We start from the raw sequence: 23,730 nt of genomic DNA, 5'->3' as shown, positions 1-23,730 counted from the left end.
GTTCGCAGACATGGGGATCGAGTGGGGACGAATCAACCCTGTGGTCGTGATCACGGCCGGGGTTTTGGCCTGCATGTTGGTGCCGAGCGCGGTGTTCATCGCCGTATCGGCCTTTCTCGCAGACAATCCGCTGCTGGGGGCGGCGGCGGTCGTCGCGGCCGGCGGCATCGTGATCGCGGCTGTCGCCGCGTTCGTGTGCGCGGCGGCCGTCTTCCGCAGACGCGCGGCCGTCGGCGAGGGCTGATCAGACGCGGTCCGCGAGGATCGCCGTCCGCTTGTCACCGATCCGCGTCAACAGCAATGTGGCCGATCGGTCGCCCTTGAGCTTGAGGCGGGTGCGCAGGCCGGCCGGGTCCACGTCGACGCCGCGCTTCTTGATCTCGAGCGTGCCGATACCGCGTTCGCGGAGAGCCCTGGCGAGTTTCTTCTCGTCGACGGGCAACTGCTCGCGTACGCGGAAGCTCTGCACGAACGGGCTCGTGATCGGTTCGTCCGAGGTGAGGTACGCGATGCGTTCGTCGAGCGTGCCCGCATCCAGCGACCGCGCCACGTCGCCGATCAGACGGGAGCGGATGACGGCGCCATCGGGCTCGTGCAGGAAGGCACCGAGCGGGCGCGGCGCGACGTCCTCGGCGTCGTGGCCGGAGGTGATCTCGTGCACCTCGTCACCGCGGACGACGAGCGCTGCACGTCGGACTCCGTCGCGGGCCAGCTCCCGGGAGAAGATCACGAGCTCGATCGTGGATCCGTCCACACTGATCCACTGCGCCTCCACATCGTCGGGGATGCTGTCGCGATCGAAGCCGGGACCGAGCTTGATGCCGGTCGGAATGCGCGCCGCGACCTCGAACGCCCAGCTGAGCGCAGGGCTGTACTCGTCGGCCCGCAGGCGATCGTTGTGTGAGCCGCCGACCGGGCGTCTGGCGGGGTCGAGCCACACCGCATCCCGGTCGGCGAGATCGACGTCCCCCGCGCGGGCGTGCGAGACGGTGACGGTGTCGCCGAAGGGCGCCAGGTTGTAGGCGGCGACGGCCGCGGTCGGCTCGTCGGCGTCGACGGCGGTGACCTCGAGCCCGAGGGCGGCGAACCCCAGGGCGTCGCCGCCGATGCCGCATCCGAGATCCGCGATCCGGCGCCGTCCCGCATCCCGGAATCGTCCAGCGTGGCGGGCCGCCACGCTCAGGCGCGTGGCCTGCTCGAGGCCCGCGGGAGTGAAGAGCATCCGCCCGGCGAAGGGCCCGAACTTCGCCGCGGCACGGGAGCGGAGTCGCGCCTGACCGACCACGGCAGAGACGAGGTCGGGACCGTGTCCCGCGGCGCGGAGCCTGCTCACGGCCGTGGCGACCGCGGCCGTCGACTCGATCGGCCCCGTCTCATCCAGCAGGCGCAGGCCTTCGGGGGTGAGAAGGGCGCGCAGCTCGCTCATCTCCATCGCTCCAGCCTAGGCGTGACGTCGTGTTGGCACTCGCGTTGCACGAGTGCCAGGACGCCTCTAGACTTGCCATTAGCACTCTCGGTGTGAGGGTGCTAACTGAGTCTTCCGTTTCACGAAGCGAGAAAGAAGAGGTAGACCGTGTCGGTTTCCATCAAGCCGCTCGAGGACCGCATCGTCATCCAGCAGGTCGAGGCCGAGCAGACCACCGCTAGTGGCCTGGTCATCCCCGACACCGCCAAGGAGAAGCCCCAGGAGGGCGAGGTCGTGGCCGTGGGCCCCGGCCGCATCGACGACAACGGCAACCGTGTTCCGCTCGACGTCGCCGTCGGCGACCGCGTGATCTACAGCAAGTACGGCGGCACCGAGGTCAAGTTCGGCGCTGACGAGTACCTCGTGCTCTCCGCGCGCGACGTGCTCGCGGTCGTCGTCCGCTGACATCGCCTGCTCGAAGCCCTCGGCCGTTCGGCCGGGGGCTTCGTTCGTTGCGGGCGCGCCCCGCACCCTGCCCGCGGTTCTAGGCTGGATCGGTGAACCCACGCACTCCCACCGAGCAGGGCCTCGCCGGCGGCCTGTACGCCTTCTCCGCATACCTGCTGTGGGGCGTGCTGCCGCTGTACTTCCTGCTGCTCGCGCCCGTGGGGGCGTTCGAGATCGTGGCGTGGCGGATCCTGTTGTCGCTCGTCTTCTGTGCGCTCCTGATCGCGGTGACGCGCTCGTGGCGACGTCTCGGCGCGATCCTGCGCCAGGGTCGGCTCGTCGCCCTCACGGTGCTCGCCGGCATCCTGATCTACGTCAACTGGCAGACGTATCTCATCGGCACCCTGAGCGGCCACGTCATCGAGACGAGCCTCGGCTACTTCATCAATCCGATCGTGACGGTCCTGCTGGGCGTGCTCGTGCTGCGCGAGCGGCTGCGTCCGACGCAGTGGGTCGCGATCGGGCTCGCCACCGCCGCGGTCGTCGTGATCGTGATCGGGTACGGCGCCATGCCCTGGATCGCGCTCATCCTCGCGTTCTCGTTCGGCTTCTACGGACTCGTGAAGAAGAAGATCGGCCCCTCCGTGGATGCGGTGAGCGGGCTCACCCTGGAATCGCTCTGGCTCACCCCTCTCGCCCTCGTGCAGCTCGTCGTGGTGGCTCTGACGACCGGGCTGGGCTTCGCGTCCGCCGGGGCGGGCACCACGGTGGCGCTGGCGCTGGCGGGGGTCGTGACGGCCGTTCCGTTGCTGCTGTTCGCCGCCGGCGCGCGTCGGGCGCCGCTGACACTGCTCGGCATCGTCCAGTTCGTCGCGCCGGTGCTGCAGTTCCTCATCGGATGGTGGGTGCTGGGCGAGCCGATGACGGCGGGACGCTGGGCGGGCTTCGCGCTCGTGTGGGCGGCTCTGATCCTGCTCAGTGCGGATTCGATCATCGCCTCGCGTCGTGCGCGCAGGGGCGCAGGATTGCAGAACGCTCCGTCCGACGTGGCCGAATTGACGTAATGCGTCGAAAAGCGGCGTGATTCATAACGATTTCGTCGCGAAAGGGTGCGAGGACTGTGCGCGACGCGCGCCTACAACACACTCGTAACAATGCGCGGCTAGCTTCTGGCGCAACGCGGCGTCCAGGTCGCGCATTGAAGAGTGAAAGGACGGAACCAGATGGTTCACTCCAAGAAGGCGTGGTTTGCCGCGACCGCCCTCGCGGGCGTCTCGGCGCTTGCGCTCGTCGGGTGTGCCGGCGGGGGCGAAGCAGCGCCCTCCGGCAGCTCAGACGCAGGTGGCGACTACACGGCGCAGAACTGCGCCGACGGCACCACGAGCGCTGACATCCTCAAGGTCGGCACCCTGCTGCCCACCACGGGAACCCTGGCATTCCTCGGCCCGCCCGAGATCGCCGGTGTCGGCCTGGCTGTCGACGACATCGTCGCCGCGGGCGACGAGGCATGTACGTTCTGGACCGACTCCGGTGACAGCAACGACATGACCGTGTCCTCCGCTTCGGCCGACGAGCTCATCAACGCGAAGGTCTCGATCGTGATCGGCGCCGCATCCTCCTCGGTGTCGCTGAACGTCGTCGACAAGCTCACCAAGAGCGCGAGCCCGATCGTCCAGATCTCGCCCGCGAACACGGCGGCTTCCCTCTCGGGCTACTCCGACTTCTACTTCCGCACCGCTCCGCCGGACACGGTGCAGGGTTCCGCGCTGGGTCAGCTCATCACGAGCGACGGCAACGCGAACATCGCGTTCCTCGTCTTCAACGACGCGTACGGCACGGGCCTGCGCGACGTGATCGAGGAGACGGTCACCGGTGCGGGCGGCTCGGTCACCTACGGCGCCAAGGGTGCGGGTCAGGAGTTCCCTCCCGGCCAGACCACGTTCTCGTCCGAGGTGACGGCGGCTCTGGCCACCAACCCCGACGCGATCGTGATCATCGCCTTCGATGAGACCAAGGCGATCATCCCCGAGCTCGTGTCGCAGGGCTGGGACATGTCCCGCACCTACTACACGGACGGCAACACCTCGGACTTCTCGAAGGACTTCGAGCCCGGAACGCTCGAGGGCGCGCAGGGCACGATCCCCGGCGCGAACCCCGCCGAGGACTTCAAGGAGCGGGCCTCGGCGTGGCACGAGTCGGTCGAGGGCTCGGCCCTCGACGACTACTCGTACTCGGCTGAGTCGTACGACGCCGTCATCCTCTCGGCCCTCGCGGCCCTGAAGGGCGGCGCGACCGACCCCGCCACCATCCAGGCGAACCTGGCCGCTGTGTCGGGTGCGACGGGCGGCGAGGAGTGCTCGACGTACGCGGACTGCAAGGAGCTCATCGCCGGCGGTAAGGACATCCACTACACGGGTGTCGCCGGCACGGGACCGTTCAACGACAAGAACGACCCCTCGAGCGCCTTCATCGGCATCTACAAGTTCGACGGTGACAACAAGCCCGTCTGGCAGAGCGCTGTCGAGGGCAAGTCCTGATCTGACTGCTCATCCCCACGAACGCCCCCGGGTCCGCCCGGGGGCGTTCGTGCGTGCGCGGCCGGGCCCCGTCCCCTCCTTCCTCCCCGCGCCGCGCGTCCCACCCCCTGCTCGCCTGCCACAAATCGACGCGCTCGCCGCGATCTGTGACAGGCGAGCAGAGCAGACCGGGCGCAGGGGAGGGGGGCGGAGGGGGAAGGGGACGCGGAAAAGGGGAAGGGGGCGGATGCGGGTGCATCCGCCCCCTTCGGAGCGTGGCGGCGGCGTGGGGCGCCGCGCGGGTCTCAGGCCTTGCCGGCGTCGGGCTCGACGCCCGGGTCCGACATGGGCTCGGCTCCCGGCGGCAGGTCTTCCGCCGCGCTCGAGCCGGCCGTCACCGACGTCGGAACCTGCTCATCGGGGCTCACCGTTCCCGCGGGAGCCGGCTCCGCGGTCGCGGATGCGACCGGGGCAGCGGATGCGGATTTGTCGGCATCCACGTCGGCTGCGAGCGTGCCGAGGTAGAGCTGGATGACCTTCGGGTCGTTGGCGAGCTCGCGTCCCGTGCCCGTGTAGGCGTCGCGTCCCTGGTCGAGCACGTACGCGCGGTCGCAGATCTGCAGGCAGCGGCGCGCATTCTGCTCGACCATGATCACGCTCACGCCCGCCTTGTTGATGCGGCGGGTGCGGATGAACGTCTCGTCCTGGCGGACGGGCGACAGGCCTGCCGAGGGCTCGTCGAGCAGCAGCACCGAGGGGTCCATCATGAGCGCGCGCGCCATCGCGACGGACTGGCGCTCGCCGCCTGACAGAGAGCCGGCGCGCTGATCGCGACGGTCGGCGAGCACCGGGAAGATCTCGAAGATCTTGTCGAGCTGCTCCCGGAACTTGCGCGGCTTCTGGTAGATCCCCATCTGCAGGTTCTCCTCGATCGTCAGCGAGGGGAACACGTTGTTCGTCTGCGGCACGAAGCCCACACCGGTCGAGACCAGCTTGTTGGGCTTCCAGCCGGTGATGTCGGTTCCCTTCAGCGTGACGGAGCCGCCACGGATCGAGACCTGACCGAACACCGCCTTCAGGAACGTCGACTTGCCGGCGCCGTTGGGGCCGATGATGCCGATGAGCTCACCCGGGTGGGCGACGATGTTCACGCCGTTGAGGATGTTGACCCCCGGCAGGTAGCCGGCGTGCAGGTCCTTCGCGACGAGGACCGGTTCGGTCGCGTTCGTCATGAACGGTGCTCCTTTCCGAGCGCCTCGTCGATCTGCCGCTCGGCCGCCGCGTCCGCGGCCTCCGCCTCGGCTTCGAGCTGTTGGATGACCGAGGTATCGAGCAGCGAGTCGTCACCGAGGTCGGTGTCGTGGTGCGCACCGAGGTACGCGTCCACGACCGCCTGCTGATTCATGACCTCGCCTGCCGGGCCCTCGGCGACGATGGCGCCCTGCGCCATCACCACGACCCAGTCGGAGATGTGACGCACCATGTGCATGTCGTGCTCGACGAACAGCACCGTGGTGCCGTCGTCACGCAGGGCCTGGATGTGGCCCAGCAGCGATTGCGTGAGTGCGGGGTTCACCCCCGCCATGGGCTCGTCGAGCATGATCATCTTCGGGTCGCTCATGAGCGCACGCGCCATCTCGAGCAGCTTCTTCTGTCCGCCCGAGAGGGAGCCCGCGAGATCTTCCCGCTTCTCGTACAGCTTGAAGCGCTGCAGGAGATCCATGGCCTTCTCGGTGATCTCCTTCTCCCGCTTGCGCCAGAGCGCGGGGATGAGGGCGACGGCCATGTTCTCGCCGGGCTGGTCGCGGGCGCCGAGCAACATGTTGTCGAGCACCGTCATGCGTGAGAGGGCTTTGGTGAGCTGGAAGGTGCGCACCATGCCGCTGCGGGCGACCTTGGAAGCGGCCGTGCTGCCGAGGGTGCGGCCGTCGAACGACCATCTGGCCGCCTTGTCGGCGGGCGGGCCCCCGAAGGCGCGCTTCGCGCTCGTCGGCTTGTCGAAGCCGGTGATGAGGTTGAAGAACGTCGTCTTGCCCGCGCCGTTGGGGCCGATGAGCGCCGTGATGGCGCCACGCTGCACCTCGAGGTGATCGACGTCGACGGCCGTCATGCCGCCGAACCGGCGGATGATGTTGTCGACGACGAGGATCGGGTCGGGCTTGGGCGCGCCGGGCGTCTGCGCAACACGCGACAGGCTCTCCTGTGCGGCCGCCTGGGCCGCCGTGATCGGCTCAGACATTGAAGCTCAGCTCCTTCTTGCTGCCGAGGATGCCCTGTGGTCGGAAGATCACCAGGAGCATCAGCGCGATGCCGATCACGATCCACGAGAACTGATCGGTCTGCTGGGTGGACATGATCGAGTCGGGCACGACGATGTCGGTGACCCCCTGGATGAAGATGCGCACCGCGAAGAACAGGATCGAGCCCAGCACGGGTCCGAAGATGGTCGCGGCGCCGCCCAGCAGGAGCGCGGTCCAGATGAAGAACGTCGTGGAGCGTCCCAGTGCGTCCGGCTGGACCGAGGACGGGAGGACGTAGATGATCCCGGCGAAGGCGCCGAGCACGCCGCCGAGCACCAGCGCCTGCATCTTGTAGGAGTAGGCGCTCTTGCCGAGGCTGCGCACGGCATCCTCGTCCTCACGGATGCCCTTGAGCACACGTCCCCACGGGCTGCGCATGAGCAGCCACACGAGGACCAGGAAGATCCCCACCAGCGCCCAGGCCACGAGGCGGATCCACCATCCGCTCACGCCGTTGTTCTCGTACGTGAACCAGAGGATGGTGGTGGAGCCGTCCGGCAGGAACGACAGCTCGTTGAACGGGTCGCGGTAGGTCGCACCGGGGAGACCGTTCGAGCCGCCGGTGATGGGACCCATGATCGAGGAGCGTCCGACCATGCGCACGATCTCGGCGGCCGAGATCGTGACGATGGCGAGGTAGTCGCCGCGCAGCTTCAGCGTGGGGATACCGAGGATGAGGCTGAAGATGACGACCACGATGATCGCGATCAGCAACGAGGGCCAGAATCCGAGGCCCGCGCCGATCGACACGGCGAATCCGTAGGCGCCGAGCAGCATGAAGCCGGCCTGGCCCATGTTGAGCAGACCCGTATAGCCGAAGTGGATGTTCAGGCCGATCGCGGCGATGGCGAAGGCGGCCGTCGCGGGCGAGATGGCGCTTGCCGCCATCTGTGTGAGCAGGTTCAGGAATTCCATGTGTCAGCCCACCCGTTCCTTGCGACCGAACAGACCCTGAGGTCGCACCAGCAGCAGCAGGATCAGCAGCAGCAGGGCGGTCGCGTACTTGAAGTCGCCCGGCAGCCAGATGTTCGTCAACTCGACCGTCATGCCGATGATGAGGGCGCCGAAGAGGGCGCCGAAGGCGGTTCCGAGGCCGCCGAGGGTCACTGCGGAGAAGAGCAGGAGCAGCAGCTGCATGCCCGTCATCCAGTTGATGCCGTTGAGAACGAGACCGAGCAGGATGCCGGCGAGGCCCGCCAGCGCCGCGGATGCGGTCCAGATCAGGCGGATCACACCGTCGACGTTGATGCCGGATGCGGCGGCCAGTGCCGGGTTGTCGCTCACGGCGCGGGTGGCCCGACCGACGCGGGTCTTGACCAGGAAGAGGCCGACCGCGACGAGGACGACGACGGCGATGCCCATGGCGATCAGCGAGTCCTGGCTGAGTGAGACCGGACCGATCTGCACCGGCTTCGGGTTGGCCATCACGATGCGCACGGTCGATGCGCCGATGAAGAACTGGAACACGTACTGCAGTGCCAGCGACATACCGATCGTCACGATCATGAGCTGCGTCAGCGAGAGCCTCTTCTTGCGCAGCGGTTTCCAGATCGCGAGATCCTGCGTGTAGCCGAACGCGGCGCACAGGACGATGACGATGAGGCCGGCGAGCCAGATGTTGAGCCCCAGCAGGTTCGCGAAGACGAACGCGAGGAGACCGCCGAGGGTGACGAGCTCGCCGTGGGCGAAGTTCGAGATGCCGGTCGTGCCGTAGATCAGAGAGAGACCCACCGCGGCGAGTGCGAGGAGCAGTCCGAGTCGGAGGCCGGACGCCGCCTGCTGAGCGAGACGGTCCCAGTTGAATCCGGTGTCCGCGCTCGCGCTGCCGCCGGAGGTCCCACCGCCGTCGCCCGTGTCGCCGCCCGAGCTCTCGAGCGAGAACAGTGCGGCGGTGTTGGCGCCGAGCGTCACGCTCCGAACCTGCGGCTCGTCGCTTCTCAGGGTGACGCCCTCGGGGAGCGTGTCGGCGTCGACCGTGACCGAGTACTCACCGGGCTGCTCGACGCTCAGCGACCAGCGGCCGTCGTCGTCGGTCTCGGTGGAGACGGTGCCGCCGGGGCCGGTGGCCGAGACCACGACTCCCTTGCCGGCGTCGCGCAGCGTGCCGGAGAGGCAGCCGACGGTGGCGCTGGGGGCGCAGACCTCGGTCTGCATCGCGCTCTCGTCATCGGTCGTCTCGGCGTGAGCCGCGGTGGGGATAAAGGTCAGCAGCGCGACGATGAGCGCGGCGAAGAGGAGAAGAATCCCGGGTAGGGATCGTCTCTCGGTCGCAGTGGTGGAAACCACGGAACCTCCAGTCGGGGACACGCACCCAGGATGCGGTCGGCATCGGCAATGACGACGACGCTACGAGCGTATTGTGTCCGTCGTGTTTCAGCGAGGACACGCCCCGGCCACGATCGCCTCGTCGACGGATTCCGTCACCGGGTGCCGTCTGAGCCTACGTAATCCGCAATCGGCCGTCCCGCCGTCCCTCGCCCCTGTGGAGAGGCAGGAGCTCGCGGGCGGGGGCGCGCGAGAGGGGATGCGGGAACAATCCGCATCCGTGGCCGCTTACAATCGACAGACGACGGGAAACCCTCGCTCCGGCCGCGATCGGCCGGGCTGAGAGGCCTGCTCCCGCGTCTGACGTCTAAGGCGACCCGCCGCATCCGCGAGTGCCGGCGGGGGAGGAGAGCGCGATGGAAAACCACGACCCGTTCGGCTTCGTCGGACTGACCTATGACGACATCCTGCTGCTTCCCGGGCACACCGATGTCATCCCCAGCGAGGCCGACACCTCATCGCGCGTGACCCGCCGCATCACGGTGGCGACACCGCTGATCTCGGCCGCGATGGACACCGTCACCGAGGCGCGCATGGCGATCGCGATCGCCCGCGAGGGCGGCCTCGGCATCCTGCACCGCAATGCCTCCATCGCCGATCAGGCCGCGATGGTCGACCGCGTCAAGCGCAGCGAGTCGGGCATGATCTCCGATCCCGTCACCACCACTCCCGACGCCACGGTGGAAGAGGTCGACGCCCTCTGTGCGCAGTACCGCATCTCGGGTCTGCCCGTCGTCGACGAGGAGGGGCATCTCGTCGGCATCATCACGAACCGCGACATGCGTTTCGTCTCCGGCTTCGAGCGCCGCACGACCTACGTCCGCGACGTGATGACGAGCGAGAACCTCATCACCGCTCCCGTCGGCGTCAGCGCCGGCGATGTGATCGCCGCGTTCGCGAAGCACCGGGTCGAGAAGCTGCCTCTGATCGATGAGGAGGGCAAGCTCGCCGGCCTCATCACGATCAAGGACTTCGACAAGAGCGAGAAGTACCCGCTCGCGACGAAGGACGACCAGGGACGCCTGCGCGTCGGCGCCGCCATCGGCTTCTTCGGCGACGCCTGGGAGCGTGCCGAGGCGCTGCGCGACGCCGGCGTGGACGTGCTCGTCGTCGACACCGCCAACGGGCAGTCGGCCGGGGTCATCGACATGGTCCGTCGCATCAAGGCCGATCCCTCCTTCGCGGACATCGACGTGATCGGCGGCAACGTCGCGACGCGCGAGGGCGCGCAGGCGCTCATCGACGCCGGCGTGGATGCGGTCAAGGTCGGCGTCGGTCCGGGCTCGATCTGCACGACCCGCATCGTCGCGGGCGTCGGCGTGCCGCAGGTCACGGCGATCTGGGAGGCCTTCCAGGCCGCCCGCGAGGCCGGCGTGCCGGTGATCGCCGATGGCGGCCTGCAGTACTCGGGCGACATCGCGAAGGCCCTCGTCGCGGGCGCGGACACGGTGATGCTGGGATCGCTCCTCGCCGGCACCGACGAGTCGCCGGGCGAGATCGTGTTCCAGGGCGGCAAGCAGTTCAAGCTGTACCGCGGCATGGGATCGCTGGGCGCGCTGCAGACGCGCGGCAAGAAGACCTCGTACTCCAAAGACCGCTACTTCCAGGCGGATGTCCCGAACGACGACAAGCTGATCCCCGAGGGCATCGAGGGTCAGGTCGCCTACCGCGGGCCGCTGTCCGCTGTGGCCTACCAGCTCGTGGGAGGTCTGCGGCAGTCGATGTTCTACGTCGGTGCGCGCACCGTCGAGGAGCTCAAGGCGAAGGGCCGCTTCGTGCGGATCACCCCGGCAGGTCTCAAGGAGTCGCACCCGCACGACGTGCAGATCGTGGTCGAGGCCCCCAACTACAAGCGCTGATCGAACGCGCTCGGAACGCCGCATCCCGACGGGGTGCGGCGTTTCGCTTGCCGACGCTACGCTGACGCTCGTGATCCGGCGACGTCAGCACCCCGAGGCGACCGTCTCGACGCGGCGGCTCGAGGCCTACACCGATGGCGTGTTCGCGATCGCGGCGACCCTGCTGGTGCTGGATCTCACCGCCCGCACCTTCGACGGGGTGCGCTCCGATGCCGACCTGTGGGCGGCGCTGGTCGGGATGTCACAGCCCTTCTTCACCTTCCTGGTCAGCTTCCTCATCCTGAGCCTCATGTGGCGGGCGCACGTCGAGCAGTTCGAGCACATCTCCCGCATCGACACGCTCGGCACGTGGATCAACTCGGCGCGGCTGTTCTTCATCGTGCTCGTGCCGTTCACGTCCACCATCAACAACGAGTTCGCCGATCTGACGCTCGGGCGCATGCTGCTGCCGATCAACTTCCTCCTGGCGATCGGATGCAGCTGGGCGCAGTGGGCGTGGGCGATGCACACCCGCGACCGGTCGATGCCCGACTTCCCGCTCTCCGAGGCCCGCATCCAGGGCGGCGGAGCGCTCAGTGCCCTGATCATCTCCGCCGGTGTCGTCGCCTTCAGCCCGCTGGCCGGTTCGCTCGCCTTCCTGCTGTTCCTCGCCGACGGTCCGCTCACGCGCCTGCTGTCGCGCTCGCGTGCCACGGCGGAACGAGGCGGGCCGCCGGACGGCGCCGCCGCCGCGTGACGGCGCGACCGAACTCCTGCAGCAGCGCCTGATTCCCCGGGTTCGGTGCCGGAAGGACGCGTCGTGCAGGAGTCCGGTCCGTGTTCAGACCCCGACCCCGACCTCGTCGCGCGCGGACGCGGATGCGGACTCGGTCTCAGCGGTGTGGCGCGGTGAGCGGCCGGCAGGCAGCCAGAGGGCCGCGACGGCGGCGACGACCAGCACGGCGGCCCCGACGTAGACGGCGGGCCGGGCCGCATCCACGTAGGCATCGGGCAGGAGCTGACCGCCCGCGCCCACGAAGATCGCGGTCATGACGGCGGTGCCCAGCGCCACGCCGATCTCGCGAAGGGTCGAGTTCACTCCGGACGCCTTGGCGTGATCGACGAGCCCGAGGGTGGCGAGCAGCGCCGTCGCCGAGGGGGCGAACACGAGTCCCATGCCGATTCCGGCGAGCAGGAACGGTGCGATCAGCGAGGGGTAGCCGAGCGACGTCGACAGGATCGTGGCGATCCAGGTGAGCGCCACGGCCTGGAGGGCGAGTCCCGCCACCATGAGCGCGCGCGTGCCGATGCGTCCTGAGAAGATGCCCGCGAGCGGCGCGACGAACATCGGGGCGATGGTCCACGGCGTGGTCTGCAGCGCGGCTTCGAGCGGAGACGAGCCCTGTGCGACCTGCATGTACTGGATGAGTAGGAAGACCGCGCCGAAGGTGCCGAAGCTGAACGCGAAGCCCACGATGTTGGTCAGCGTGAACGAGCGGTCGCGATAGAGCCGGAGCGGCATGAGCGGAGCCTTCACGCGCGACTGCCAGACGAGGAAGAACACGATGAGGGCGGCGGCCGCGGCGATCTCGGCGACGACGGATGCGGAGCCCCATCCATCGTCGTTGCCGCGGACGATCGCGTGGACGAGAGCGAGCACGCCCACGCCGGACACGAGTGTGCCGACGACGTCGATGCGCGCGCGCTCGCCGCGGTCGTTGCGGAGCGCGGCGAGGGCGAGGGGGATCGCGACGATGGCGACGGGCACGTTCAGCCAGAAGATGGCCTGCCAGTTCCAGCCCTCCATGACGGCACCGCCCACGAGCGGCCCGACGGCGACGCCGAGTCCGGAGACCCCGCCCCAGATTCCGATGGCGAGCGGACGTCGCTCCGGGGACACTCCGCCGGAGAGCAGGGCGAGGGAGAGGGGGAGGACGCCCGCGCCGCCGAAGCCCTGGACGGCTCTGGCGACGGTGAGCTGCGTCGGGTCTGTGCTGAGGGCCGCGAGCACCGACCCGATCCCGAAGACCGCGATTCCGACGAGGAAGACGGACCGCCGGCCGAGCCGGTCGCCGAGGGCGGCGGCCAGAAGGATCGTCGATGCGAAGGCGAGCGTGTACGCATTGACGAACCACTGCAACTGCTCGACGCTCGCGCCGAGCTCGGTGTGGAGGACCGGCAGGGCATTGGTCATGACGAGGTTGTCGAGCGTCGCCATGAACATCGGAAGCGATGTCGCGGCGACGACGAGGGCGAACGGGCGTGAGGGACTCGACATGGAGAGTCGTCCTTTCCTGTTGTAATCGAATGATTACTAAGCTGAGGCGACTGTAGTTATCGACTGATAACATGTCAACATGGCTTCCGGAACGATGACGTCCAAGAAGCGCCTGAGTTCGGACGAGCGCCGGGCGCTGATCCTCACGGCGGCGATCGCCGTGTTCGGCGCCAAGGGGTATGTCGGCACGACGACGGATGACATCGCGCGTGCGGCGGACGTTTCGCAGCCCTATGTCGTGCGGCTGTTCGGCACGAAGGAACAGCTCTTCCTCGCCGCGCTGGATGAGACGCTCCTGCTGTTGTTCGAGGCCTTCCAGCGCGCGGCGGGCGAGGGCCTCGACGATGAGATCGAGGCGCGGATGGGCCACGAGTACATCGGTCTGCTCAGTGTGCGAGGTCTTCATCAGACCCTCTCGCACGCGTTCCTCCTCGGCTCCCACCCGGTCATCGGTCCGCGGGCGCGCGACGGCTTCGCGCGGGTGTGGGCGTATCTGCGCGATCTGGGCTTCCCGGCGGAGCGGGCGCAGGCGTTCCTGGCGCAGGGGATGATGCTGAACACGATGATCGGTCTGCGACTCGCCGACGCGGCCGAGGTCGATCCGCGGATCACCGACCTGTTCTCGGCGTGTTTCCCCACGGAGAAGGCAACCGTGCTCGCCCTCGCCCCGCGCGTGGACGAGCCGTGGTGACGTCCGCGGTGGCGGCTAGGCTGGTGGGGTGAGCATGGACATCGAGATCGGCCGCGCCAAGCGGGCCCGGCGCGCATACACCTTCGACGACATCGCCGTGGTTCCCTCGCGTCGTACGCGCAACCCGGAGGACGTCTCGACCTCCTGGACCATCGACGCCTTCTCGTTCGACATCCCGGTGCTCGGTGCTCCCATGGACTCCGTGGTGAGTCCCCGCACCGCGATCATGCTCGGCCAGCTCGGCGGGCTGGGCGTGCTCGATCTCGAGGGCCTGTGGACGCGCTACGACGACCCGGAGCCCCTCTTGGCAGAGATCGCGACGCTCTCGTCCGTCGACGCGACGCGCCGGATGCAGGAGCTGTACGCAGAGCCGATCAAGCCCGAGCTCGTGCGTGACCGACTCGCGGAGATCCGTGCCGCGGGTGTGACGGTGGCGGGCTCGCTGACACCGCAGCGCACGCAGGATCTGTACGAGACCGTCGTCGCTGCCGGCGTCGACCTCTTCGTCATCCGCGGCACGACCGTCTCGGCCGAGCACGTGTCCTCCGTCGACCAGCCGCTGAACCTCAAGAAGTTCATCTACGACCTCGACGTCCCCGTCATCGTCGGCGGAGCGGCCACGTACACCGCGGCGCTGCACCTCATGCGCACGGGTGCGGCGGGTGTGCTGGTCGGCTTCGGTGGGGGCGCGGCCTCGACCACCCGCGCGACCCTCGGCATCCACGCTCCGATGGCCACCGCGGTCTCCGACGTCGCCGGCGCGCGCCGCGACTACCTGGACGAGTCCGGCGGCCGTTACGTCCACGTGATCGCCGACGGCGGCGTGGGCACGTCGGGAGACATCGTCAAGGCGCTCGCCATGGGCGCCGACGCCGTCATGCTCGGTGTCGCGCTCGCCCGGGCGACGGATGCTCCGGGTCAGGGCTTCCACTGGGGCCCGGAGGCGCACCACACCAAGCTGCCGCGCGGCAACCGCGTCAAGGTCGAGCAGGTCGCCTCGCTCGAAGAGGTGCTCTACGGGCCGGCGCCGGTCGCCGACGGCACCGCGAACCTGATCGGGGCGCTGCGCAAGTCGATGGCCACCACGGGATACTCCGACCTCAAGGAGTTCCAGCGGGTCGAGGTCGTCGTTGCGCCCTACGGACGCTGAGGTCGGCCGTTCCATCGTGAGCTCACCCGCATCCGACGATCTTCCCGAGGTCTTCCCGCCCACCCTGCGGGAGGTCATGCTGCGCGGGCGATGGATCGCGATGCTGCTGCTGTGCCTCGCCGTCGCGGCGGTGTTCGCGTGGCTCGGCCAATGGCAGCTCGCGCGAGCGATCGACACGGCGCCGCGGGAGGAGGGTGCGACCGAGCAGGTCATGCCGATCCAGGACGTCGCGATTCCCGGGGAGTACCTGACCGATCCGCTCATCGGTCAGCGCGTCGAGGTCAGCGGCACTCTCGTGCCGAGCGACTTCGTCGTGGTCGCCTCGCGGTACAACGGCGGCGTCGAGGGATACTGGGTCACCGCGCACCTGCGCGCCGTCGATCCGGATGCGTCGCTCGCAGTCGCCGTGGGCTGGGCCGCTTCGCGGGACGACGCTGATGCGGTCGCCGAGACGCTCGCGAAGAGCACCGACCCGAACGAGGCCGTCACGCTCACGGGGCGGATCGTCGCCGACGAAGGGCCGGTGCCGCCGCCCAAGAGCGATCCGTGGGAGATCACGCGGATGTCGCCCGCCGCGTTGCTGAGCCGCTGGCAGGACATCGGCGACACCGACGTCTACCGGCAGTTCGTCGTGGCGGACGACCCGATGGGCGGCCTCGCCGACATCGACTCACCCGCGCCGGATGCGGGATCCTCCGTGAACTGGCTCAACATCTTCTACGCCGCCGAGTGGGTGATCTTCGCCGGCTTCGCCTTCTACCTCTGGTACCGCCTCGCGAAGGATGCGTGGGAGAAGGAGCTCGAAGAACTCGAGGAGCTCGAAGCCCCCCAGTCCGTCGAGGCCTGAGCCTCGCCGGGCTCGGGCGAGCCCTCTGCCGCCCGACTAGACTGGACCCATGCCCGCCCCGAAACTCGCCACCTTCCCGGCGATCCGCAAGGCGCTGCGGTTCTACCAGATCTGCTCCGTGATCACCGGCATCGGCCTGCTCCTGCTGGTCACCGAGATGATCCTGAAGTACACGCCGTCTCTCGCGGTCGAGCTCTTCCTCGGCGGATCGGGCGGATTCCTGTGGTTCGCGCCGGTCGTGCCGGGTCCCGAGGGCGACCTGATCTCCACCGGCGACGGCGTCAATCTGTCGCTCGGCATCCTCATCGTGCACGGCTGGTTCTACGTCGTCTACCTCATCGCCTGCTTCAGAGTGTGGAGCCTCATGCGGTGGCCGCTCTGGCGTCTGCTGCTGCTCGCCGCGGGCGGCGTCGTGCCCTTCCTCTCCTTCGTCATGGAGGCGATCGTCGCCCGTGACGTCAAGCGCTACCTCGCGGTCCGTGAAGCCGCCGAGGCTCATCCCGCATCCGCCGACGCGACAGAGAGCAGCCGTTGACCGAGCAGACCGATACCTCCCAGCGCCCCGTCCTGGTCGTCGACTTCGGCGCCCAGTACGCGCAGTTGATCGCCCGCCGCGTGCGCGAAGCCGGCGTCTACAGCGAGATCGTGCCGCACACCGCATCCGCCGCCGACATCGCGGCGAAGAACCCGGTGGGCATCATCCTCTCCGGTGGGCCGTCGTCGGTGTACGAGGACGGCGCGCCGGCGCTGGACACGGAGGTCTTCGATCTCGGTGTCCCCACGCTCGGCATCTGCTACGGCTTCCAGGTCATGGCGCAGGCGCTCGGCGGCGAGGTTGCGAACACGGGGCTGCGCGAGTACGGCGCGACCGACGCGACGATCGTCACCGAGGGGACGCTGCTCGACGGCACCCCGGCCGAGCAGAACGTCTGGATGAGCCACGGCGACCAGGTCTCCCGTGCGCCCGAGGGCTTCGACGTGCTCGCGCGCACCGCGGCGACGCCGGTCGCCGCCTTCGCGAACGATGAGCGTCGCTTCTACGGCGTGCAGTGGCACCCCGAGGTCAAGCACTCCGATTTCGGCCAGACCGTGCTCGAGAACTTCCTCCACAAGGCCGCGGGCCTGGGTGCCGACTGGAACAGCGGCAACGTCATCGCCGAGCAGGTCGAGAAGATCCGCGCGCAGGTCGGCGAGGGCCGGGTCATCTCGGCGCTGTCCGGCGGTGTCGACTCCGCGGTGTCGACGGCGCTCGTGCACAAGGCCGTGGGCGACAAGCTCACGGCGATCTTCGTCGATCACGGACTGCTGCGAAAGGGCGAGCGCGAGCAGGTCGAGAACGACTACGTCGCCTCGACCGGTGTGCGCCTGATCACCATCGACGCGCGCGAACAGTTCCTTTCCGCCCTCGAGGGCGTGAGCGACCCCGAGCAGAAGCGGAAGATCATCGGGCGCGAGTTCATCCGCGCTTTCGAGGCGGCCGAGCGTGACCTCGTCGCCGAGGCGGCGGCCGATGGTGAGCCGATCCGCTTCCTCGTGCAGGGCACGCTCTACCCCGACGTCGTGGAGTCGGGCGGTGGGGCGGGCACGGCCAACATCAAGAGCCACCACAACGTGGGCGGTCTGCCCGAAGACCTGCAGTTCGAGCTCATCGAGCCGTTGCGCACGCTGTTCAAGGACGAGGTGCGCCAGATCGGCCGCGATCTCGGCCTCCCGGAGGCGATCGTGGCACGCCAGCCCTTTCCGGGCCCCGGCCTCGGCATCCGCATCGTGGGTGAGGTCACCGCTGACCGTCTCGAGATTCTGCGGGACGCCGACGCCATCGCGCGTGCGGAGCTGACCAAGGCGGGGCTGGACGGCGAGATCTGGCAGTGCCCGGTCGTGCTGCTGGCCGACGTGCGCTCGGTCGGTGTCCAGGGCGACGGACGCACGTATGGGCATCCGATCGTGCTGCGCCCCGTCTCCAGCGAGGACGCGATGACGGCGGACTGGACGCGTCTGCCGTACGACGTCCTGTCGAAGATCTCGAACCGGATCACGAACGAGGTGCGCGACGTCAACCGCGTGGTTCTCGACGTCACGTCGAAGCCCCCGGGGACCATCGAGTGGGAGTGAGTTCGGGGCCGGTCATCGGCTCCGCTTCGGCGTCCCGCACCCCCTTGAGCAGGCTGTTCGGAGCGTTCGGGCGGTGAACGAGGCGGTCGGGGGTGACGCGGTACCGCTCGAGGGCGTGACCGCGCTCGTGCTCACGTCGCGGCTGATCCCCGGACTCGACGGCGGCTACACGGTCGCGACGCTCCAGCGCGCGCGGCTCCTCGCCGACGCGGGAGCCCGGGTCCACCTGCTCAGTGTCGACCCCGGAACGCCGACCGACCACGCGGCTCACCGAGAGGCGTTCGTCGCCGTCGGCGCCGCCGCATCCGTCGATGCGTTCCGCAACCTCTTCGACGACGCCGCAGCCGATCCCCGGTGGCTGTTCGACGCCGCGACACCGGGGGCGTCCACACCCGGTGTCGCGTACCGAGAGATCCCGGATGCGGCGGGCCGGCCGCTCCTCGCGCTGCCGGTGATCGCCGGCGACTCCGACTGGCACCTCACGAAGGCCGCGGTCGTCGTGCACGCGCCCGACGGCGACCGCATCCTGTCGGGGTTCGGCGGGCTCTACCTCGCGTGGCTCGCCCACGTGGTCGCCGGGCTCGCGCAGCCGATCGTCCTGGTCTGCGAGTCGCGTCAGCTCGGCGAACTGCTCGCGGCGGATCCGCCGCACGGGGTCAGAATCGTCCACACGATCCACACCACGCACCTCTCCTCGCCCTACGGTCCGGGTGCACCGGTCAACGATCTCTGGCGCCGGTGGTTCGCCGTCGCGCATCGTTTCGACGCTGTTCTCTGGCCGACCGCGCAGCAGCGCGCCGATGCCGAAGCGCGGTTCGGCGCGCATCCGGGGGCGACCGTGCTGCCGAACGCGGCGCCTTCCGCCGTCGATGAGCCGGCACCGACCGACCCGCACCGCGTCGTCCTGCTCGGGCGTCTCGCCCCGGGCAAGCGCATCGATCACGCCATCCGGGCATGGAGTCGCGTGATCGCCGCCGTACCGGATGCGCGGCTCGAGATCTGGGGGGACGGGGCGCTCCGCGACGATCTGCAGCGCCTGATCGATGAGCGCGGGCTGGCCGCATCCGTCACGCTCGAGGGACGCAGCGATGCGGGTCCGGCGCTGTTCGACGGCGCGGCGCTCATGGTGCAGACGACGGCGTTCGAGGGGCAGGGACTCGCGGCGCTCGAGGCCATGAGCCGCGGGGTTCCGGTGGTGTCGTACGACGTGCGTTACGGTCCGCGCGACCAGCTCGCCACGGGTGGCGGCGTGCTCGTACCCGACGGCGACGAGAGCGCGTTCGCGGATGCGGTCGTCGAGCTGCTGCAGAACCCGGGCGCACGCGAGCGCGCGGCGCGGATCGCGCTCGAGCGTGCCGCCGACTTCGCACCCTCCCGCATCCGCGACGACCTCGCCGCCCTCGTCCGCCGCATCCTCGCGACGCGCTGACCCGTCCCGGTCGTCGCGGCGCCCTCCGCGGGCTCCCACACCCCGCCTCGCCCGTCACAGATCGACGCGCGCGGCGCGATCTGGGACAGGCGAGCCGGGTCATCGCCCGTTCCCCTGTCACAGATCGAGGCGGGAGGCGCGATCTGCGACAGGGGAAGGTTCCCGGGCCGGGCCGGGCCGGGCCGGGCCGGGCCGGGTGGGCGGGCGGGCGCGGCAGGGCGGGGGACTTCCGCCCGCGACGACGAAGGGCCGCCCCGAGGGACGGCCCTTCGATGCGCGGAAGCGTTAGTTGTTGCCTCGGAGGATCGCGATCATGCGCAGGATCTCCAGGTACAGCCAGACGACCGTCACCATGATGCCGAACCCGCCCATCCAGGCGAACTGGCGGGGAGCGCCGTTGCGCACGCCCTGCTGGATCGAGTCGAAGTCGAGCACCAGCGAGTAGGCGGCGAGGATCACGACGAAGACGCCGAGGATCAGACCGAGCGGAACACCGAAGACCTCCTGGCTGCGCAGGCCGAACATCTGGCCCGCGGGGAAGACGCCGAAGAGCATCAGCACGACGTTCAGCAGGCTGAACACGAGGTAGCCGACCATCGCGATCAGGAAGATCTTGGTGGCGCGCTTGGAGGCGCGGATCTTGCCGCTCGCGAAGAGGGCCAGGGTCACGCCGACGACGGCGACCGTCGCGAGGGTCGCCTGGATGACGATGCCGGGCCACTGCACCTCGAAGAACGCCGAGATCGCGCCGACGAAGATTCCCTCGAACGCGGCGTACGCGAAGATGAGCGCGGGGCGCACCTTCTTGCGCGAGCCGAAGATCACCACGAGCGAGAGCACGAAGCCGACGAGGGCGCCGATGATCATCGGCGCGACGACGAGCGTGGTGGCCTCACGCGGCAGCAGCGTGCCGCCGAGAGTGACGAACCAGCCGGCCACGGCGCCGATCAGGAGCACGGCGAAAAGCGCCGCCGTCTTGTGGACGGTGTCCTCGACCGTCATGCGTCCGGTGTCGGCGGCACCGGCCGGCGGGGCGGCGAACGCGCCCTCGAGGCCGGCCTGCTGACCGGGCGTCACCGTCGACGCGGGGGGCGGGGTCAGACCGATCCCCGCCGCGTTGGAGCCCCCGGGGTAGCTCTTCACGGCACGCGGGTCCTGGAATGCAGGGTTGTTGAACGCGGGGTTGGACGAAGCCATCGGCAGGGTCACACTCCAGTGTCAGGTGGCGGCACGGTGCCGCAGCACCCACGATATCCCAGTGTTTCCGCGGGCGGGGAGGGTATCGCTGTGAGTGAACTCTGAGCCGGACACGAGCACGTCGCTGTCGGCATGCGCGTCGAGCGGATGCCGTTAGCCTGGGCGCGATGTCTCCTCTCGTGATCGGCCACCGCGGTGCGCCCGGCTATCTGCCCGAGCACACCCGTTCGTCCTACGAGCTCGCCATCGTGCAGGGCGTCGACGCGCTGGAGCCGGATGTGGTCGCCACGCGCGACGGCGTGCTGGTGATCCGGCACGAGAACGAGATCTCCGACACCACGGACGTCGCCGACCGAGCCGAGTTCGCCCACCTGAAGCGCACGAAGCAGTTCGCCGGCCACTCGATGACCGGCTGGTTCACCGAGGACTTCACGTGGGACGAGCTGTCCACCCTGCGCTGTCGTGAGCGACTGCCCCGCATCCGACCGCTGAGCGCGAGGCACGACGACTCGGAGCCGATCCTGCGGCTGGTCGACCTGCTCGAGATCATCGGCGCGGCGGCGCGCCCGATCGGCCTCGTCTTGGAGATCAAGCACGCCGCCTACTTCCAGGCGATCGGGCTCGATCTCGTTCCGCTCCTCGAACGCGACCTCGCACAGGCGGGGTGGCTGGATGCAGGAGCGCCCCTGACCTTCGAGTCCTTCGAGCCGACCGTGCTCACCACGCTCCGCGAACGCGGTGTTCCCGGCACCTACATCCACCTGATCGAGGCAGAGGGCTCGCCCGTCGACCTGCTCGTCGCCCTCGGCGCGGACGCGCCGACCTACCGCGACATCGTCTCGCCGCGCGGACTCGACGCGCTCGTGGGCAGGTTCGACGGCATCAGCCTCGACAAGAAGCTGATCCTCGTGCCCAACGCCCTGGGTCGCATCACGCGTCCCGCCTCCGTGGTGTCCGAGGCCCAGGAACGCGGTCTGCGAGTGTTCACCTGGACGGCTCGACCGGAGAACCGCTTCCTGTCGCGGCAGTTCCGCGTCGGCAGCGACCCGGCGCGTTTCGGCGACTACGAGGGCGAGTGGGACCTGCTGCGCGAGGCGGGGCTCGACGGGGTCTTCGTCGATCACGCCGATCTCGGAGTCGCCTTCTTTCGCTGACACCCGTGCGGGCGGCTCCGACCGCCCCCTAGTGTCGAACCATGACCTCGACCGGCATCGTCGCGAGTGACGTCACCCGTTCCTTCGGTTCCGTGCAGGCGGTGAGGGGTGCCACGTTCGTCGCCGAGCCGGGGCGCGTGACCGGGCTCGTCGGACCGAACGGAGCGGGCAAGACCACGCTGCTGCTCATGCTCGCGTCGCTGTTGCGCCCCGATTCCGGCACGATCAGCATCCACGGCATCGACCCCGTAGAGGATCCGGCGGCGGCGCGGAGCGTCCTCGGCTGGATGCCGGACGCGCTGGGCGCGTGGGGTGCGCTGACGGCGCGCGAGACGCTCGTCATGACCGGGCGCCTCTACGGGATGACGAAGGCGGATGCGGGCGCGCGCGCCGACGCCCTCCTCGACCACGTCGGTCTCCGGCCGCTCGCGGGCGCACCGGCCCGTGTGCTCTCGCGCGGGCAGAAGCAGCGCCTCGGTCTCGCCCGCGCCCTGGTGCACGACCCGCAGGTGCTCCTGTTGGACGAGCCGGCATCCGGATTGGATCCGCAGGCGCGCATCGATCTGCGCCGGCTGCTGCGCGGTTTCGCCGCTGCGGGACGCACCGTGCTCGTTTCGAGCCACGTCCTGGCCGAACTCGAGGAACTCGTCGACGACGCCGTCTTCCTCCGCGACGGTACCTCCGTCGCCGCGCCGACCGCATCGGCGGCGGTGCGTCCGTGGCGGCTGCGCGTGTGGGGGGAGCCGCCGACACCCGTCGCGTTCGCCGCGGCGCTCGGGCGTCGCCCACAGGACATCGGTCGAGACCGGGACGCCTTCGTCGTCGGCTTCGCCGGAGAGGCGGAGGCCGCCCACGGGCTCCGGGCGATCCTGGATGCCGGCATCGCCGTGACCGAGTTCGCCCCGGCGGTCGGCCGCCTCGAGCAGGCGTTCATGGATCTCTCCGGCCCGGCGAGTGGCCGCCCCGCATCCGAGGAGGAGGACGCATGAACGCGTCGAGACTGTGGACGATCACCGTCCTGGAGCTGACCCAGCGGGTGCGGTCGGTGGCCTGGTACGTGCTGCTGGGCGTCTTCGCCGTGATCCTGCTCGGCGTGACCGTCCTCTCTTTCCTGGCCTTCGGGATGTGGTCGGGCAGCGACGGACCGGGCGGTGCGATCTACTCGGTCATCGTCTACATGGTCATGCTCCTGGTGCTGCTGGTCGCCCCGACGGTCGCGGGCAACGCGGTGAACGGCGACCGGGAATCGGCGACACTCGCCGCCGTCCAGGTGACGCGGGCCACCACGGCCGAGATCGTGTTCGGAAAGCTCCTCGCCGCCTGGATCACCGGCCTCGCGTTCCTCGCCGTCGCCGTGCCGTTCCTGATCGCGGCGACCGTCGCCGGCGGCGTCGCGCCCGCATCCCTCGCGGTGTCGCTGCTGGTGCTGATCCTGGAGATCGCGATCTTCGCCGCGATCGGCGTGGGACTGAGTGCGCTGCTGGCGCGTCCGCTGTTCTCCGTCGCGTCGACCTACCTGGTCATGGCCGCCTTCGTGGTGGGCACGCTCATCGTGTTCGGCCTCGGCGGCATCTCCTCGCGCACCGAGGTGACCACCTCATCCCGATGGGGCTCGGAGTACGACATGAGCGGCGGGGTCGTCTCGTGCAGCCCGTGGGAGACGTACACGACCGAGGTGCCGCGCTTCGATCGGGTGTGGTGGGTTCTCGCCGCCAACCCGTTCGTCGTGATCGCCGACGCGACCCCGACGGTGTACGACCGCAACGGGTATCCGCGGGACCTCTTCGGCCAGATCGCCTCGAGCGTCCGGATGGCCCAGATCCCGCCGGAGACCGAGGTGCGCAACGACGGCTGCGAGAACCCCGAGCGGCCCTACCCGAGCACCGAGGAGCAGACCGCGGGTCTCGCTCCCAGCTGGTTCGTGGGTCTCGGCGTGCAACTTGTGGTCGCGGGCCTGCTGTTCTGGGGCGGCTACCGCCGCACGCGGACGCCGGCGCGGTCGCTGCCCCCGGGCACGCGCGTCGCCTGAGCGACGTTCGTC

The 23,730-nt window shown here is 69.3% G+C and carries 21 protein-coding genes and 1 pseudogene; 15 read left to right on the top strand and 7 right to left on the bottom strand.

Translation table 11 applies throughout. The annotated features are described in order from the left end of the window. Nucleotides 1-10: 10 nt before the first annotated feature. Complete coding sequence (locus tag LXM64_RS12795; RefSeq protein ID WP_234073524.1) at nucleotides 11-244, top strand: hypothetical protein; 234 nt, start codon at nucleotides 11-13, stop codon at nucleotides 242-244. On the opposite strand, the gene LXM64_RS12790 is transcribed toward LXM64_RS12795, so the two are convergent. Further along, complete coding sequence (locus LXM64_RS12790) at nucleotides 245-1,432, bottom strand: class I SAM-dependent methyltransferase (RefSeq protein WP_234073523.1); 1,188 nt, start codon at nucleotides 1,430-1,432, stop codon at nucleotides 245-247. It abuts the gene before it with no gap. A 141-nt stretch (nucleotides 1,433-1,573) separates the two neighbouring features. Here LXM64_RS12790 and groES point away from each other — a divergent pair, with 141 nt between their 5' ends. From groES to LXM64_RS12775, 3 genes are all read left to right on the top strand, one after another. Next, nucleotides 1,574-1,870, top strand: a complete 297-nt coding sequence (gene groES / locus LXM64_RS12785; protein ID WP_047543013.1) for a co-chaperone GroES — start codon at nucleotides 1,574-1,576, stop codon at nucleotides 1,868-1,870. A 92-nt stretch (nucleotides 1,871-1,962) separates the two neighbouring features. Further along, entirely contained in the window at nucleotides 1,963-2,916 is a 954-nt protein-coding gene (gene rarD, locus LXM64_RS12780) for an EamA family transporter RarD (RefSeq protein ID WP_234073522.1), read from the top strand. 159 nt (nucleotides 2,917-3,075) lie between these two features. After that, the gene (locus LXM64_RS12775) at nucleotides 3,076-4,389 is read left to right on the top strand and encodes an ABC transporter substrate-binding protein (protein ID WP_234073521.1); all 1,314 of its coding nucleotides are present in this window, start codon (nucleotides 3,076-3,078) and stop codon (nucleotides 4,387-4,389) included. Nucleotides 4,390-4,850: 461 nt separating this feature from the next. On the opposite strand, the pseudogene LXM64_RS12770 reads toward LXM64_RS12775, so the two are convergent. From LXM64_RS12770 to LXM64_RS12755, 4 genes and pseudogenes are all read right to left on the bottom strand, one after another. Continuing rightward, a pseudogene (locus tag LXM64_RS12770) lies at nucleotides 4,851-5,600 on the bottom strand (ABC transporter ATP-binding protein); the annotation flags it as partial. Beyond that, nucleotides 5,597-6,607 carry an ABC transporter ATP-binding protein gene (locus tag LXM64_RS12765; RefSeq protein WP_137416234.1) on the bottom strand — a complete coding sequence of 337 codons (1,011 nt, stop codon included), beginning with the start codon at nucleotides 6,605-6,607 and terminating at the stop codon, nucleotides 5,597-5,599. The gene LXM64_RS12765 and the pseudogene LXM64_RS12770, both read right to left, overlap by 4 nt. Then, on the bottom strand, nucleotides 6,600-7,583 hold the full coding sequence (locus LXM64_RS12760) for a branched-chain amino acid ABC transporter permease (protein WP_234073520.1): 984 nt from the start codon (nucleotides 7,581-7,583) through the stop codon (nucleotides 6,600-6,602). Before LXM64_RS12760 ends, LXM64_RS12765 begins: the two co-directional genes overlap by 8 nt. A gap of 3 nt (nucleotides 7,584-7,586) precedes the next feature. Next, complete coding sequence (locus LXM64_RS12755) at nucleotides 7,587-8,954, bottom strand: branched-chain amino acid ABC transporter permease (RefSeq protein ID WP_234073519.1); 1,368 nt, start codon at nucleotides 8,952-8,954, stop codon at nucleotides 7,587-7,589. Between the two features lie 395 nt (nucleotides 8,955-9,349). Here LXM64_RS12755 and guaB point away from each other — a divergent pair, with 395 nt between their 5' ends. Both guaB and LXM64_RS12745 read left to right on the top strand, forming a co-directional pair. Next, a complete protein-coding gene (gene guaB, locus LXM64_RS12750) occupies nucleotides 9,350-10,852 on the top strand; it encodes an IMP dehydrogenase (protein ID WP_137416236.1) in 1,503 nt (500 codons plus the stop codon). Nucleotides 10,853-10,922: 70 nt separating this feature from the next. Further along, nucleotides 10,923-11,588, top strand: coding sequence for a TMEM175 family protein (locus LXM64_RS12745; RefSeq protein ID WP_234073518.1), 666 nt, complete (start codon nucleotides 10,923-10,925; stop codon nucleotides 11,586-11,588). A gap of 84 nt (nucleotides 11,589-11,672) precedes the next feature. Here the strand turns inward: LXM64_RS12745 and LXM64_RS12740 are convergent, their stop codons facing one another. Further along, nucleotides 11,673-13,109: an MFS transporter gene (locus LXM64_RS12740; protein WP_234073517.1), complete on the bottom strand. Its 1,437-nt coding sequence runs from the start codon at nucleotides 13,107-13,109 to the stop codon at nucleotides 11,673-11,675. 79 nt (nucleotides 13,110-13,188) lie between these two features. Between LXM64_RS12740 and LXM64_RS12735 the strand changes: the two genes are divergently transcribed. The 6 genes from LXM64_RS12735 (at nucleotide 13,189) to LXM64_RS12710 (ending at nucleotide 19,338) form a co-directional block, all read left to right on the top strand. Beyond that, entirely contained in the window at nucleotides 13,189-13,800 is a 612-nt protein-coding gene (locus LXM64_RS12735) for a TetR/AcrR family transcriptional regulator (protein WP_234073516.1), read from the top strand. Between the two features lie 34 nt (nucleotides 13,801-13,834). Then, complete coding sequence (locus LXM64_RS12730; protein WP_137419048.1) at nucleotides 13,835-14,950, top strand: GuaB3 family IMP dehydrogenase-related protein; 1,116 nt, start codon at nucleotides 13,835-13,837, stop codon at nucleotides 14,948-14,950. 13 nt (nucleotides 14,951-14,963) lie between these two features. Next, nucleotides 14,964-15,797 carry an SURF1 family protein gene (locus tag LXM64_RS12725; protein ID WP_234075481.1) on the top strand — a complete coding sequence of 278 codons (834 nt, stop codon included), beginning with the start codon at nucleotides 14,964-14,966 and terminating at the stop codon, nucleotides 15,795-15,797. Between the two features lie 49 nt (nucleotides 15,798-15,846). Then, entirely contained in the window at nucleotides 15,847-16,332 is a 486-nt protein-coding gene (locus tag LXM64_RS12720; RefSeq protein WP_234073515.1) for a DUF3817 domain-containing protein, read from the top strand. After that, nucleotides 16,329-17,909, top strand: a complete 1,581-nt coding sequence (gene guaA, locus LXM64_RS12715; protein ID WP_234073514.1) for a glutamine-hydrolyzing GMP synthase — start codon at nucleotides 16,329-16,331, stop codon at nucleotides 17,907-17,909. Before LXM64_RS12720 ends, guaA begins: the two co-directional genes overlap by 4 nt. 73 nt (nucleotides 17,910-17,982) lie before the next feature. After that, entirely contained in the window at nucleotides 17,983-19,338 is a 1,356-nt protein-coding gene (locus tag LXM64_RS12710; RefSeq protein WP_234073513.1) for a glycosyltransferase, read from the top strand. 285 nt (nucleotides 19,339-19,623) lie between these two features. On the opposite strand, the gene LXM64_RS12705 is transcribed toward LXM64_RS12710, so the two are convergent. Then, the gene (locus LXM64_RS12705; protein ID WP_234075480.1) at nucleotides 19,624-20,535 is read right to left on the bottom strand and encodes a Bax inhibitor-1/YccA family membrane protein; all 912 of its coding nucleotides are present in this window, start codon (nucleotides 20,533-20,535) and stop codon (nucleotides 19,624-19,626) included. Nucleotides 20,536-20,702: 167 nt separating this feature from the next. Here LXM64_RS12705 and LXM64_RS12700 point away from each other — a divergent pair, with 167 nt between their 5' ends. Genes LXM64_RS12700 through LXM64_RS12690 form a run of 3 tightly spaced genes read left to right on the top strand, consistent with a single transcriptional unit; the run spans nucleotide 20,703 to nucleotide 23,718 of the window. Further along, nucleotides 20,703-21,689 carry a glycerophosphodiester phosphodiesterase family protein gene (locus LXM64_RS12700; RefSeq protein WP_234073512.1) on the top strand — a complete coding sequence of 329 codons (987 nt, stop codon included), beginning with the start codon at nucleotides 20,703-20,705 and terminating at the stop codon, nucleotides 21,687-21,689. Nucleotides 21,690-21,730: 41 nt separating this feature from the next. Further along, the gene (locus LXM64_RS12695) at nucleotides 21,731-22,678 is read left to right on the top strand and encodes an ABC transporter ATP-binding protein (protein ID WP_234073511.1); all 948 of its coding nucleotides are present in this window, start codon (nucleotides 21,731-21,733) and stop codon (nucleotides 22,676-22,678) included. Beyond that, on the top strand, nucleotides 22,675-23,718 hold the full coding sequence (locus tag LXM64_RS12690) for an ABC transporter permease (protein WP_234073510.1): 1,044 nt from the start codon (nucleotides 22,675-22,677) through the stop codon (nucleotides 23,716-23,718). The genes LXM64_RS12695 and LXM64_RS12690 overlap by 4 nt, the downstream gene beginning before the upstream one ends. Nucleotides 23,719-23,730 lie beyond the last annotated feature (12 nt).

Source organism: Microbacterium binotii (assembly GCF_021398715.1).
GTDB lineage: Bacteria > Actinomycetota > Actinomycetes > Actinomycetales > Microbacteriaceae > Microbacterium > Microbacterium binotii_A.
Note: the sequence above shows the minus strand (reverse complement) of the source record. Positions and strands in the feature narration are given on the sequence as shown.

Excerpts from the sequence above, each read along its gene's own strand:
- LXM64_RS12795 (WP_234073524.1), top strand. The coding sequence starts at position 11 with ATGGGGATCGAGTGGGGACGAATCAACCCTGTGGTCGTGATCACGGCC.
- LXM64_RS12790 (WP_234073523.1), bottom strand. The coding sequence starts at position 1,432 with ATGGAGATGAGCGAGCTGCGCGCCCTTCTCACCCCCGAAGGCCTGCGC.
- LXM64_RS12775 (WP_234073521.1), top strand. The coding sequence starts at position 3,076 with ATGGTTCACTCCAAGAAGGCGTGGTTTGCCGCGACCGCCCTCGCGGGC.
- LXM64_RS12765 (WP_137416234.1), bottom strand. The coding sequence starts at position 6,607 with ATGTCTGAGCCGATCACGGCGGCCCAGGCGGCCGCACAGGAGAGCCTG.
- LXM64_RS12760 (WP_234073520.1), bottom strand. The coding sequence starts at position 7,583 with ATGGAATTCCTGAACCTGCTCACACAGATGGCGGCAAGCGCCATCTCG.
- guaB (WP_137416236.1), top strand. The coding sequence starts at position 9,350 with ATGGAAAACCACGACCCGTTCGGCTTCGTCGGACTGACCTATGACGAC.
- LXM64_RS12740 (WP_234073517.1), bottom strand. The coding sequence starts at position 13,109 with ATGTCGAGTCCCTCACGCCCGTTCGCCCTCGTCGTCGCCGCGACATCG.
- LXM64_RS12735 (WP_234073516.1), top strand. The coding sequence starts at position 13,189 with ATGGCTTCCGGAACGATGACGTCCAAGAAGCGCCTGAGTTCGGACGAG.
- LXM64_RS12730 (WP_137419048.1), top strand. The coding sequence starts at position 13,835 with ATGGACATCGAGATCGGCCGCGCCAAGCGGGCCCGGCGCGCATACACC.
- LXM64_RS12720 (WP_234073515.1), top strand. The coding sequence starts at position 15,847 with ATGCCCGCCCCGAAACTCGCCACCTTCCCGGCGATCCGCAAGGCGCTG.
- LXM64_RS12705 (WP_234075480.1), bottom strand. The coding sequence starts at position 20,535 with ATGGCTTCGTCCAACCCCGCGTTCAACAACCCTGCATTCCAGGACCCG.
- LXM64_RS12700 (WP_234073512.1), top strand. The coding sequence starts at position 20,703 with ATGTCTCCTCTCGTGATCGGCCACCGCGGTGCGCCCGGCTATCTGCCC.
- LXM64_RS12695 (WP_234073511.1), top strand. The coding sequence starts at position 21,731 with ATGACCTCGACCGGCATCGTCGCGAGTGACGTCACCCGTTCCTTCGGT.
- LXM64_RS12690 (WP_234073510.1), top strand. The coding sequence starts at position 22,675 with ATGAACGCGTCGAGACTGTGGACGATCACCGTCCTGGAGCTGACCCAG.